Source organism: Nocardia sp. bgisy134, from assembly GCF_965341865.1.
Taxonomy (GTDB): domain Bacteria; phylum Actinomycetota; class Actinomycetes; order Mycobacteriales; family Mycobacteriaceae; genus Nocardia.
Genome location: NZ_CBDQZP010000031.1, coordinates 54,031 through 66,393, shown reverse-complemented (window position 1 = coordinate 66,393; position 12,363 = coordinate 54,031). Strand labels below are relative to the sequence as shown.

Below are 12,363 nucleotides of genomic sequence, written 5' to 3'. Positions count from 1 at the left end.
AACAGAATTCGACCGGTCAAGACACAGATATCCATGGCTGCCTCGGGGTTGTTGTCGATCGAGCTTCCCCGGACATGTCAGGGGAAGATGCTTGGTACTTCAGTTACTAGGTCCGCATTCACCTTGTATTGGGTCGAGCGGATTGAGATCCCGCCCGTCGGAAACGGCAGCTGGCTCTATCGGCCGCCCCGCATATCAACACACAGCCAGCTCCTAGGTTGTTCGGGTGGATGGTCACGATCCGTCCGGCCGTGCCGCAGTCCACGCCGTGCGGCTGCGGCTCTGTCCCTCGGTGTTACGACACCTGCGAGAAATAGATCATGGTCCATAATATGGACCAACTGGATCATATTAAGGGACGCTACATGTGGGGTTGGGATGCTGTCAACATCAGGAATGCCTACATGGTGCAGAAACTCGCTGCCCTGCGTCGGGTGTCGTCCCATGGAGGCGCACCTCTGGTCTGTATTGTGGACCGCAGTGGCGGCAGTGAACTGTCACATTTGCTGGCGTTCGTGCCAGCGCTTGCGTAGCGCTTTCGGTCGCGGCCAGATTTGGCTTGTCCACACCGCCCGTGGTCCAGGTGTGCCCACGCGGCTGGTCGGCCTCATGTCAAGACTCACGTCCCTGTCAGTTGTCAGGCGTCTTGGAATGGTTGTGTCACGTGAGGAGATCGGTGGAACCCGTCGGGTCACAGGCGGCGGATGCCAACACTCGTGCGCCACCGGTCTCGGCAACGGTGAATACCGTTGCTGGAGACAGCAATCAGCGTGCACCGAAGTGCAGGCTGTTCGAAAGTGGTTGGTCGGCGAATCGGAACGGAGGCCTTCGGGAGTCATCGTGCTCCTCATCTCCGCGGAGCTGCTCGACCATAGTGGGATCCGGGTGCGTGGTCGTGGGGAACCGGTCCGATGTCGAGTCAGCCGACGACCGCCGACCAAATCTCTTCGACCTGCAGATCGATATTCTCGCCGATCTCGCCTTTGATCGCCTGGGCAACAAGAAGCTTTCCGGTGTTGACAAGATGAGTCCGCATCGCCGCCTCCGCCTGATCCGGACTGCCCGCGGCGATGGCGTCGAGGATCGGGGTGTGCTCGTCGTCGATGTCGGCGAGGGTTCTGGTCTTGTCCGCGGTCGATGCGCCCAGGAGGCGGGTGGTCTCGCGGAGTGATTTGACGATCGCCCGTGCACGGGCGTTGTCGGCTGCACTCAGGATGAGGTCGTGTAGTCGCTGGTCGTGTTGTGCGAACAAGTTTTCGTCGCCATTGGCTGCGGCGTTCTGCATCAGGCGGCGTTGTTCGTGCAATGCCTCTGCCAGCACCGCCCCGGAGTTTGCGGCGGCTTTGCGGACGGCGGGAAGCTCCAGGGCGAGTCGGACCGCGAAGATCTCGGCGATCTCTTTGGGTCGAGGTTGCAGTATGCGGAACCCTTGGCGCGCCTCGAATCTGATAACCCCGACTTCCTCGAGGCGGAGCAGTGCGTCGCGTATCGGGGTGCGCGAGATTCCGAGGACTTCGGCGAGCTGATACGCGGAGTATTTCACCCCGGGCTTCATTCGCCCGTCGTCGATCGCGGCGCGGATGGCAGTAATCGCCTGCTCCATGCGCCGTCCTTTCGACAGCGCGAGCGATTCGAATTCAAGCACACCATCGACCACAACGGACACTATATCAGCCGTAGCATGCTACGACCTGTAGCATGCTACGCGTGATATCTGCTGATGCCCTGTCCGCTGAGCTGCGCCGTTCCGGGGTCGGCGACGTTCTCGCCGACGACACCACGCGCGCCGCCTACTCCTCTGATGCCTCGCTCTACCGGGTGCGCCCGTTGGTCGTCGCCCGCCCACGCGACGCCGACGAGGTCACGGCGGCGCTCGCTGTGTGCCGTCGTGAAGGTGTGCCTCTGACCAGTCGCGGCGGTGGCACATCGGTGGCCGGCAACGCGGTCGGGACAGGCGTGGTCCTCGACTTCAGCCGGCACATGAACCGTGTGCTTTCGATCGACCCCGACACGCGGACGGCCACCGTTGAGCCGGGCACGGTACAGGCAGTGCTCCAGCGAGCTGCGGCAGCGCACGGGTTGCGGTTCGGTCCGGATCCCTCGACGTTCACACGCTGCACGATCGGCGGGATGATCGGCAATAACGCCTGTGGGTCCCGCACTCTCGGGTATGGCCGAACCTCGGACAACGTCACTGCTCTCCAAGTGCTCACCGGCACCGGCGAATCATTGCGGCTCGGTGCGGCGGGGACGACACCCTCATCACCGACTCTGTCCCGTCTGCAACAGGTCACGCGCAAAGGGCTCGCGACCATCCGCACTGAACTGGGGCGGTTCGGTCGGCAGGTTTCCGGGTACGCACTGGAGCATCTCCTCCCGGAGAACAGGTTCGACGTCACCCGAATGGTGGTGGGCAGCGAGGGCACTCTTGTGGTTGCGACGGAGGCGACAGTACGGCTGGTCACCGAACCCGCACACCGGGTGCTGGTCGTCCTCGGCTACCCCGACATCGCCTCGGCAGGGGACGCCACTTCGCTGGTACTGAAATTCGATCCCACCGCATGTGAAGGCATCGACTCCCGGATCATCGACGTAGTACGAGCCCGGCGTGGCCTGGATGCGGTTCCGCCACTGCCAATGGGCGCGGCGTGGCTGTTCGTCGAGGTAGTCGGCGACGACCTCGACGAGGCTGTCGCCAGAGCCCGGCAGGTCGGGCGTGAATGCGGAGCCGTGGACAGCCTGGTCGTCACGGACGCCCGCCGTACAGCCGAGTTGTGGCGGATTCGGGCCGACGGTGCGGGTCTGGCTGGTCGCAGTCCTGCCGGGCTGCCTGCACACGCAGGATGGGAAGACGCCGCGGTCCCACCCGACATGCTCGGCGACTATCTGCGGGACTTCGATGCCCTCATGGCCGACTACGGAGTGACCGGGTTGCCCTACGGTCACTTCGGCGACGGGTGCATGCACGTACGGATCGACTGGCCACTCGACAAGCCCGGTGGCAGCAGTGTTTTCCGCGAGTTCCTTGTCGCAGCAAGCACTCTCGTCGCTCGCTACGGCGGATCGCTGTCCGGGGAGCATGGCGACGGGCGGGCTCGCAGCGAGTTACTACCGCTGATGTACTCGGTGGACGCACTCGATCTGTTCGCCGCTGTCAAGCACGCCTTCGATCCCGACAACATCCTCAATCCCGGCGTCGTGGTCGACCCCCGTCCTGTCGACGCGGACCTCAGAGTCCCCGCTGCTCCCGTGCTGCGCCGCAATCTTGCCCTGGGCTACCACCACGACGGTGGCGATTTCACCCAGGCGGTGCATCGCTGTACCGGGGTCGGTAAGTGCCGGGCAGACAACACTGCGACCGGCGGAGTGATGTGCCCGTCGTATCAAGCCACCCGGGAAGAGAAGGACTCCACTCGGGGTCGTGCCCGGGTCCTTCAGGAGATGATCAACGGCTCCGCCGTCACCGGCGGATGGCGCTCACCCGAGGTACACGAGGCACTCGACCTGTGCCTGTCGTGCAAGGGCTGCTCATCCGACTGCCCGACCGGAGTCGACATGGCCGCGTTCAAATCCGAGGTGTTGCATCAGACTTACGCCGGCCGGATCCGGCCGGCGTCGCACTACACCTTGGGATGGCTGCCGCGGTGGGCCAAGGTAGCCAGTCACGCGCCGCGGTTGGCCAACGCCGCGATGCGAATCCCTGGAATCGGCCCGCTCGTATTGTCGTCGGCGGGGGTCGACAGGCGCCGCGCCATCCCGCCATTCGCGAAGCAGACGTTCCGGTCCTGGTTCACGGCAACAGAACACGACCGCACCATCACGGGAGACCCTGTGGTTCTGTTCGTCGACTCCTTCACCAACTACTTCACGCCCGAGATCGGACGCGCGACCGTGCGGGTCCTCGAGGCCGCCGGATACCGGCCACAACTCACCGACGCACAGCAGTGCTGTGGCCTGACTTGGATCTCGACCGGTCAGCTGACCGCAGCGAAGCGGATCCTCGGTCGAACTGTCAACGCATTGTCCGAGTTCGCCGCGGCGGGTACGCCGATCGTGGGAATGGAGCCATCGTGTACCGGAGTGCTACGTGGCGACGCTGCTGAACTACTCGGCTCCGCAGCCGCCTCATCGGTCGCCGAGCGGACTCGCACCCTCGCTGAACTGCTCACCGATCGCGGATGGGAGCCACCGTCGTTGCTCGGGACATCTGTCGTCGCGCAGCCGCACTGCCACCACCACTCCGTAATGGGTTGGAGTGCGGATGCGAAGCTCCTCGAGGAGGCAGGTGCGCAGGTGCAGCGCCTCGGCGGCTGCTGCGGACTTGCTGGCAACTTCGGCGTCGTGAAGGGGCATTATGAGGTGTCCGTGGCAGTCGCCGAGCAGCAACTGCTCCCCGCCGTGGCGGCCGCAGACTCGAACACGACCATCCTCGCCGACGGCTATTCCTGCCGTACTCAACTGGACGATCTGACCGACCGCCGCGGGACGCATTTGGCGCAACTGCTGGCCGAGCGACTCGATATGCAGATCGCTGGCGAACGTCGATAGATCTCACATACAGCAAGCGACGTGACTCCCTCCGGGTAGTGCCCGAAGGGAGTCACGTCGCTTGGGTGATCATCCTTCCGGAGGCGGGAAGGTGTTCGAGGGCGTTTTCGACGTCGGAGCCACCTGCTCGACTTCCTCAACGAAGCGCCAGTATGCCGTCGAGGCACTGAATGCCCCAGCTTCACCGAAGGCGGCAATGTGGCGCCGGTCGCTCGTGCCAGGCCATGAGTGCTCTGCCTCTTCCACGATGATCAGGCGTACGGGGCTGGATCCGTCGACTCGTTCGTAACGAATCTCGTGGACGCCGTCATCGATCATCCGCTCGGTACGTGTGTGACATCCCCAGTGGTCGGCCCATCTGCCGACTGCGTATTCGACGGATTCGCACCAACGTTCGTCGGTACCGCCATCGAACGGGTTGAACGGGTCTTGCCGTCCATGAATAGCCAGCAACGGGGGCATCGAAGATGAAGGTCGAGGGGGGAAGCGCACTCCAGCGATGCAACCGATCGATGCGATGCGATGGGGGAGAGCCGCAGCGATGTGGGAAGCGAGACGCGCACCACCAGAGTAGCCGCGAAGATGGATACGGGCGGGGTCAGCTCCCTGGCGCTCGACCACGTCGTCGATGAGGTGGCCTATGAAGGCGACATCGTCCACAGTGCCGGCATCGGGCCGAACGCCGGTCTCACCGGGCATGGGAATACCAGGGACGTTCCAGGCAGTGGCCGGTGGAAGGGACTCGGCGACGGTAAACGGGATAGCGCCCTCCGGTGCGATGACGATCGCCTGGGTCGCGAGGGTCTGTGCATCGGTTATGCGGAGATGGTCTTCAGGGGCGATGCCGCTGCCATGGAGGTCGATCACGACGGGGAGTGACGCGGAACTTTGATTTTGTGGTTGCAGCATCAAATAACGCCTCTGGCGGGCTGCGCTGGTAATTGTCCATTCGGAACGGACAATATTCAAATCACTCATGTCATGCTCCATTGATAAATTCATGCCTGGTGATCGGCCGCGTTTCGCGGTCGATGATGTCGCCCCGACGAGGCATCGCGCGGGACGCATCGCGAGCGCTGAAACCTGTGAGGACAACTGAGCGCATAAGTCGTGCCACGGTGTCGCGATGCCTTCGCCTTCCCACGGTGGATGTCGACCGCAAAGGCCCGAAGATCCTCTTCGAGGCTGGTTCGTATTGCGGTGCGAACGCCGCCTTGCCGTGGAGGGGAGCTCGGCGCGCGCGAGTCGCATGGCCGCATGAGGACGTCGCTGGGAGCTTTCGTGTGGAGTGATGGCGCCGGAGACTTCCGGAGGAGGGTGCTGTGATAGCCGACATGGCCGTCGCTCCAAGCATCTGACACGACGTTTGTTCTTCATTGACCCGCTATATGGACCGGTTAGATCGTATTGAGGGGCAATGCAACCACTCCCGGAAGGGGTTGTCAATAGAACCTGCAGGCCACACGAAGCGGCTAATCGCCGTGTCGGTCGGCCTCGGCGCCCGATGGGGTTCTGTGCGCGTCGGAGGCATCTGTGCAGCTTCTGACGTTCGGCTGTTCAATGGGGCCTGGTTCGACTTCGTAACCGCCGTGGCGTGATCGCACCACGGCTATCGATCCGACGGGGTCGGGCGGGGTGTGTGGGGATTGGAATGAGGACGGCAATCTTGGACCGAGCGGACCACTATTCGGTCCAGATGGTACGCTGCGGGAACGTGCTGCGGGGCGGTCGCCACATGGAGGAGAGGATGACGATGGACCGTTCCTGCATGGGTAGGCGTCTGGGCTCGGATAGCCAGCGGAGGCGTCGCTTCAGCACGGGACAACCGTGTTTCAGCGTGGTGCTGGACGGCTCGTCCTCGGAATGCACTGCACGCACCGTGAGCGCACTCCACCTATCTTGCCCGGTGTTTTTGTATGCGCGGTGTCGATGCGGTACAGCGAAGGTGGGATCCGCGGACTCGTATTCCCGGATATTCCCCGGAGCCTTCTAGCGAAAGGATGTCCCGTCGCGGCGCGGAAATTCTGCCGACTATGAACGGCTCAAGACCCCGATAACCTGAAAACGAAAGAAGACAGATGTCCCGCAGTTCCCTGGCCGGCCGCACGATCCTCATGTCCGGTGGAAGTAGAGGTATCGGCCTTGCCATCGCTGTCCGCGCCGCGCGAGATGGCGCCAACATCGCGTTCATCGCCAAGACCGACTCGCCCGACCCGCGGCTGCCGGGTACGGTCCACACTGCTGCTGCGGAGATCGAAAATTCCGGCGGGCAAGCACTTCCCATCGTGGGGGACATCCGCGACGCAGCTACGGTGGACCGCGCCGTTGAGGCCTGTGTCGAGAGGTTCGGCGGGATCGACATCGTCGTGAACAATGCTTCGGCGATCGACCTACGAGCGGTGGGCGAACTCGAGTTGAAGCGGTTTGGCCTGTTGCTCGACGTCAATGTGCGCGGCACCTTCGGCCTGACGTCCGCGGCTCTGCCTCATCTACTCGATTCACCCCACGCCCACGTGCTCTCCTTGTCTCCTCCGCTCAATCTCGATCGGCGCTGGCTCGCCATGCATGCGCCCTACACACTGACCAAATACGCCATGACCATGCTGACTCTGGGGGTCGCGGAGCAACATGGCAGTCGTATCGCCGCCAACTGCCTATGGCCACAGACCCTGATCGCGACCGCAGCGGTCAACAATGTTGTCGCTGGCGAGGCAGGAATGCGCGCCGCCAGAGTTCCGGAAATCATGGCGGATGCTGCGGCCGTGATCTTGTCATCGAACCCATCCGAGCGTAGCGGGCACTGCTACATCGATGCCGATGTGTTGCACGGCGTCGGACAGACCGACCTTTCGGCGTACGCCGCGGTTCCCGGCACGCGGGACGAGGATCTGGAACTCGACCTCTTCATCTGAGGTCAGCACGGCAATGTCATTGTGTGGCAGGGGATTTTCCTGATCTGCCATCGAGGCGATGGTGCCGTTACCGGCGTGTCCGGTTGGGCTTCAGTCGAATGTAAAAGGCTGCGTCGGGGTCCGTAGCCTGACCTGGTCGCCCAGCTCATCGTCTGGATAGTGCGCGGCACTCCGGCTGGCGGCATCGGCGATTGGCGGGTCTGGCACATCCGTCGGCTCTGAGTCCGGTTGCGCAGGTACACCTTTGGCGCAGCGGCCGAGGATTGTCGACGTTCGGACGATCGCTCCCTTATTTGCGAAGCTGCGCAGCTACCCTGGCTGCTGAGGCGACGACCTCTGTTCGTATGCAGCACGGCATTCGAGGGGCCATCCTGGCGGCGGGTGCAGAGATACTGATAGCGGCGATGGGCCGACTGCGACCCGCTTGGATGCACGCCGCGACCGAGACTATCCCTTCGGTCAGCTCCTGGTGGGTGATGGCGTAGCCCCGTTCGCGGATGACCTGGAGGTCGGTTCGCAGCGCTTCGGGATCGGTAATGGTCTTGGTGGTAACCGCACTCAGCCCCGCCTCGAGGTAGCTCTCGATGTGGTTCGGCGGCAGGTGGGCGAGCACGGATTTGCCGGTCGACGAGGCGTGTAGCGGCGAGCGGGGGCCGATCGGCTTCACCAGCCGAGTGCATGCTTGCTGCACTGACGTTCGATCAACCGCTTGGTGTCATGGTCGAGCACTGCCAGATGAATCGTCTCCAGGATCTCACTATTGAGTCGCCCGAGGAAAGGTAGGGCTGCGTCGCGCAATCGACCGAGGTCATCGACTCTGTCGCTGAGGCCACGCACCCGAGCCCCGAGTATCCACCGTGCGATCTCATGCCCATCCGGCTGGATCCAGTTCGGATCGGCAAGGGTGGCCAGGCTTCGCTACACGGTGCTCTTGGGTATCCCGACGCGGCGGGCGAGTTCGCTGAGCCCAATGGGCTGATTCTCCGCGACCGCTTCCAGGAGCTGGAAGGTCGTTCGCACGCTACGCACCGAACGCTCCCTTCATCCAACGCCTCTGGCCGGTCCATATTGCAGACCAGGCGTGCACCATGTGGGCAATCCGGGGAAAGCCCATGTCACAGAGGTGGCGCAACAACTGAATTGGGCGAAGCGGTGTTGACAGTCACACTTTTGGCGCTGTACCGTCCCTCTTAGTGAACCGCATGGTCCGCATAGCGGTACGGCGGCGAGCTAAGTCGCTGGACAGCGCAGTCTGAAGGAGTGATTGTCATCCGCACCATCAACACCGACGTTCTAGTGGTTGGGTGTGGGCCCACCGGGCTCACTGCAGCGGTGAGCCTCGCTTCCCAGGGGATCTCCACCCTCGCGATCTCCCGGTACCCCGGGACCGCGCACACTCCGCGTGCGCACATTACGAACCTGCGCACTATGGAGGTCTTCCGGGATTTGGGCATCGAATCGCAGATCAAGGAGGTCGGCTACTCCTTGTCGTGGCTGAACAACAACGTGTTGGCCACATCCCTGGCGGGAATGGAGATTGCTCGGTACAAGAGTTACGGAACGTCTTGGGACCGCCTCTCCGACTATGCGGCAGCGAGTCCATGTGACGCCGTCAACTGCCCGCAGCACGTGATGGAACCGGTGCTTCTCGCCGCCGCTCAGGACCGTGGTGCGGATGTGCGTTTCTCCACCGAGCTCGTGGACATCGAGCAGACTCCCGACGAGGTGCGCGCGCGGGTGCGCCGGCGCGACACCGGAACGGAGTACATGGTGCGCGCGCGCTACGTCATCGCTGCGGATGGTGCGCGGTCGACAATTGCCGAAAAGCTCGGCTTCGATTTCGAAGGGCAAGCCGGCTTGCGGGGGATGGCGAACTCCTGGATCGAGGTCGATCTCACCAAGTACGTCGATTACCGCCCCGGAGTTCTGTTCTGGATTGCGCAGCCTGGTCATGAGCAGTGGTTTGGAACCGCCACCTTGACCAACGTGCGGCCCTGGAACGAGTGGATGTTGGTGCACCCTTGGAACTCTGACGGGCTCCCCTCAGAGGCCGAAGTGATCGAGAAGGCTCGGTTGGTGATCGGCGATCCGAAACTCGACATCAAGGTCAAGGCCATTACGCAGTGGCAGGTGAACAACGTCGTGGCCACCGAGTACCGAAAGGGGCGGATCTTCCTGGCTGGTGATGCCGCACACCGGCACCCACCCACCGGCGGCCTCGGCACCAACACCTCTGTGCAGGATGCCTGGAATCTTGCGTGGAAATTGGCCTGGGTGATCACCGGGAAGGCCGGTGAGGGACTGCTCAACAGTTACGAGCCCGAGCGCCAACCGGTCGGCTCGCAGGTCGTGGCTCGGGCGATCAAGAGCTGGCACAACATGGCCGATCTCGTTGCCGCGCTCGGTTTCGCGGAGGGCCAGTCCATGGAAGAAGGCTGGAACGTTCTGTACGAGCTCTACGAGGACTCGGCGAAGGCAACCGAACGCCGCAAGACCTTGGCGAAGGCTCTCGAGCTGCAGAATTATCGGTCGAACGCCCTCGGTGTGGAGCTCGGTTACCGGTACGAATCTTCTTCGGTGGTCGACGACGGCATTCCCTTCCCGGAGCCGCAACGCGATCCCGAATTGCATTATGAGCGAACGACACATCCGGGTGCCTACCTTCCCCATGCATGGGTGGAGCACGAGCAGAAGCAGGTGTCCACGCTCGACCTCGTCGGGCACGGTCGATTCAGCCTCATCGTCGGCATCGGTGGCGAGCCGTGGATACGTGCCGCAGCCGAGGTCGGTGCCGCGCTCGGCATCGAACTGCCCGTGTACTCCATTGGGCTGCGCTGTGAATACGACGACATCGTCGGCGATTGGGTGGCGATCCGAGAGGTGGGCGACCAGGGCGCGATCCTGGTGCGTCCTGACCGCCATATCGCCTGGCGATCGATGGGTTTGCGCGACAAGCCTGCCGAGGAACTCCGTACTGCGCTCGACCATGTTCTGGCGCGCTGAGAGCGATCGGTACAGGGACTCGGGAGAGAGGCTTGTTGGACTTCGTCATATCGCCCGAGTCGCGGAGCGCGACAACCGCTCTGCTCGAACATGTGAACGGAGGAACTCATGATCCGTCGAGTGGTCACCGGCCACCGCGAGGGCAAAGCTGTCGTTGTCAGTGACGGGAAGCCGCCCCGTTCCCACGCATACACGAACATACCTGGCATGCAGTGGTCGTTCGCGTGGGCAACCCTGGCCCAGCCGCACATCACCGCGGAGGCCGAAGCCGAAGCCGTGTCGAGCGAGACCACCCTCATTCCACCGCTCGGTCAGACGCGACTGCTGTTCCTTCAGGTTCCCCCTGATGCCTGGGCCATGAGGAAAGACTTCGATCCGGCTGCTGCAGTAGCCGAAATGATGGAGCAGCAGCCGGACATGGCGGCGACATTCGAAGGCGGTGCCCCGGGATTTCATCGCACGGATTCGATCGACTACGTCATCGTTCTCGACGGCGAGATCGTTCTGGAGTTGGATGATCAGCAGGAAGTGCTCTTGAAAGAGCACGACGTGCTTGTCCAGGCCGGGACACGGCATGCATGGCGAAACAGGAGCGACCGAACAGCAACGATCGCGGTCGTCCTCGTGGGAGCTGAGCGGGACACGAACTAGCTGTCCCCGTGCGGGCATTGCGCTGCCACGCACTCACTGTCGCCCCAGCGGGTCAGCTGAATTGTGAAATTTGAAGGAGTCAATGATATGTCCGAGTTCAAAGATGACGAGAATCGCCGTGTCGATGCGTCTATCGGTGAACTGCGTCCGTCGATCTATGCGGTCATCGAAAGTCCAGCGGATTTCGCGGCGCTGCGGCAGCAGTGGGCGCGCCATGCGGCCGTGCCCGTTATCGCTGAAAATCGGGATGAGGGAATCGATCATTCCTGGGCGGATCTCGATGTCCGAACCATGCTGCGCGGAGAGCAAAGCGAGGGTCGGTTTGCGGCCTACAGCGTCGTCCTCGCACCCGGTGTGGGACTTCCTGCCCACTACTACGAGGACACGCACACGTATCTCGTGGTCGCCGACGGCGAGGTGGAACTCGGTGTCGGCAATGTGGTCGACAGCGTAGGCAAGCACAGCTTGGGGTTCGTGCCGCCACGCACGCGTCAAAGCTTCCGCAACACTTCGGAGCGGCCGGTCGAACTGGTGATCGTCCATTCACCCGCCGGTGCCGAGCGTGCCTTCGAGGCCGCTCACGACCATTGGACCGAGACCGGGGAACAGGACGAATCCAGCTACCACGCGATCCTGTCGCGATTCGGTGTCCGATTCGACGACACGCTTCTGGAGAACGACGGCAAGACGAATTACGAGCTGCCTCCGGTCGAGTTCGAGTTCACGGGACACGGTGATCTGGAGCGGCTCAGGGAAAAATTTCTCGAGCTTCCGGTGCTACCGCGATTAGTGCGCACGACACCCGACGAGTACGACTCCTCGCTGACGGGAGCCACGCGTCGGAAGCAGCTGCTGAACGGTGACACGAGTGGCGGAAACGCCATGCTCAACCTGGTGTCCGGTCCGCCCGGCCTGGGTGCGCCTCCGCATCACCAGCCCACTGAAGAAGAGTTCTTCTTCATCACCGGCGGCCAGTTGGAGCTCACCTGCGCGACAGAGACCAATGCCTTGACTCCGGGCGCCTTCGCGTTTTGTCCGCGCAACTGCACCCACGGCTTCAACAACAAGAGCGATGCCGAGGCGCAGTTCGTCACCCTGAACTCCCCGGCCGGCCACGAACGAACGATGGCCGAAGTACATCGGATGAGGGCGCAGGGTGCCACGAAGGAGGCTCTCCACGATCTGTCGGTTGCCGGAGGGTTCGTTTTCCACTCGATCGAGGCGCTTGGATGAGCACAGCCACCGAGAT

9 protein-coding genes are annotated in these 12,363 nt (G+C 63.0%); 5 read left to right on the top strand and 4 right to left on the bottom strand.

Features of this window, described 5'->3' with window-relative positions:
* Positions 1-919: 919 nt before the first annotated feature.
* On the bottom strand, positions 920-1,657 hold the full coding sequence (locus tag ACRWNM_RS34765) for a GntR family transcriptional regulator (protein WP_431972414.1): 738 nt from the start codon (positions 1,655-1,657) through the stop codon (positions 920-922).
* 41 nt (positions 1,658-1,698) lie between these two features.
* Here ACRWNM_RS34765 and ACRWNM_RS34760 point away from each other — a divergent pair, with 41 nt between their 5' ends.
* Positions 1,699-4,548 (top strand): FAD-binding and (Fe-S)-binding domain-containing protein, encoded by a 2,850-nt coding sequence (locus ACRWNM_RS34760; RefSeq protein ID WP_431972413.1) that lies wholly within the window; start codon positions 1,699-1,701, stop codon positions 4,546-4,548.
* Between the two features lie 69 nt (positions 4,549-4,617).
* Here ACRWNM_RS34760 and ACRWNM_RS34755 read toward each other — a convergent pair whose 3' ends face one another.
* A complete protein-coding gene (locus ACRWNM_RS34755; RefSeq protein ID WP_431972412.1) occupies positions 4,618-5,526 on the bottom strand; it encodes an alpha/beta hydrolase family esterase in 909 nt (302 codons plus the stop codon).
* A 1,100-nt stretch (positions 5,527-6,626) separates the two neighbouring features.
* On the opposite strand from ACRWNM_RS34755, the gene ACRWNM_RS34750 reads away from it, so the two are divergent.
* The gene (locus ACRWNM_RS34750; protein ID WP_431972411.1) at positions 6,627-7,460 is read left to right on the top strand and encodes an SDR family oxidoreductase; all 834 of its coding nucleotides are present in this window, start codon (positions 6,627-6,629) and stop codon (positions 7,458-7,460) included.
* 289 nt (positions 7,461-7,749) lie between these two features.
* Here ACRWNM_RS34750 and ACRWNM_RS34745 read toward each other — a convergent pair whose 3' ends face one another.
* Positions 7,750-8,151 carry an IclR family transcriptional regulator domain-containing protein gene (locus ACRWNM_RS34745; protein WP_431972410.1) on the bottom strand — a complete coding sequence of 134 codons (402 nt, stop codon included), beginning with the start codon at positions 8,149-8,151 and terminating at the stop codon, positions 7,750-7,752.
* A 227-nt stretch (positions 8,152-8,378) separates the two neighbouring features.
* Complete coding sequence (locus tag ACRWNM_RS34740; RefSeq protein ID WP_431972409.1) at positions 8,379-8,489, bottom strand: helix-turn-helix domain-containing protein; 111 nt, start codon at positions 8,487-8,489, stop codon at positions 8,379-8,381.
* A gap of 231 nt (positions 8,490-8,720) precedes the next feature.
* On the opposite strand from ACRWNM_RS34740, the gene ACRWNM_RS34735 reads away from it, so the two are divergent.
* The 3 genes from ACRWNM_RS34735 (at position 8,721) to ACRWNM_RS34725 (ending at position 12,347) form a co-directional block, all read left to right on the top strand.
* Positions 8,721-10,463, top strand: a complete 1,743-nt coding sequence (locus ACRWNM_RS34735; RefSeq protein ID WP_431972408.1) for an FAD-dependent monooxygenase — start codon at positions 8,721-8,723, stop codon at positions 10,461-10,463.
* Positions 10,464-10,670: 207 nt separating this feature from the next.
* The gene (locus ACRWNM_RS34730; protein ID WP_431972407.1) at positions 10,671-11,114 is read left to right on the top strand and encodes a cupin domain-containing protein; all 444 of its coding nucleotides are present in this window, start codon (positions 10,671-10,673) and stop codon (positions 11,112-11,114) included.
* Positions 11,115-11,201: 87 nt separating this feature from the next.
* Positions 11,202-12,347, top strand: coding sequence for a cupin domain-containing protein (locus tag ACRWNM_RS34725; protein WP_431972406.1), 1,146 nt, complete (start codon positions 11,202-11,204; stop codon positions 12,345-12,347).
* Positions 12,348-12,363 lie beyond the last annotated feature (16 nt).

Bases quoted from the DNA above. Each gene is read 5' to 3' on its own strand.
- ACRWNM_RS34760 (WP_431972413.1), top strand. From the start codon at position 1,699: ATGCTACGCGTGATATCTGCTGATGCCCTGTCCGCTGAGCTGCGCCGT.
- ACRWNM_RS34755 (WP_431972412.1), bottom strand. From the start codon at position 5,526: ATGAGTGATTTGAATATTGTCCGTTCCGAATGGACAATTACCAGCGCA.
- ACRWNM_RS34750 (WP_431972411.1), top strand. From the start codon at position 6,627: ATGTCCCGCAGTTCCCTGGCCGGCCGCACGATCCTCATGTCCGGTGGA.
- ACRWNM_RS34730 (WP_431972407.1), top strand. From the start codon at position 10,671: ATGCAGTGGTCGTTCGCGTGGGCAACCCTGGCCCAGCCGCACATCACC.
- ACRWNM_RS34725 (WP_431972406.1), top strand. From the start codon at position 11,202: ATGTCCGAGTTCAAAGATGACGAGAATCGCCGTGTCGATGCGTCTATC.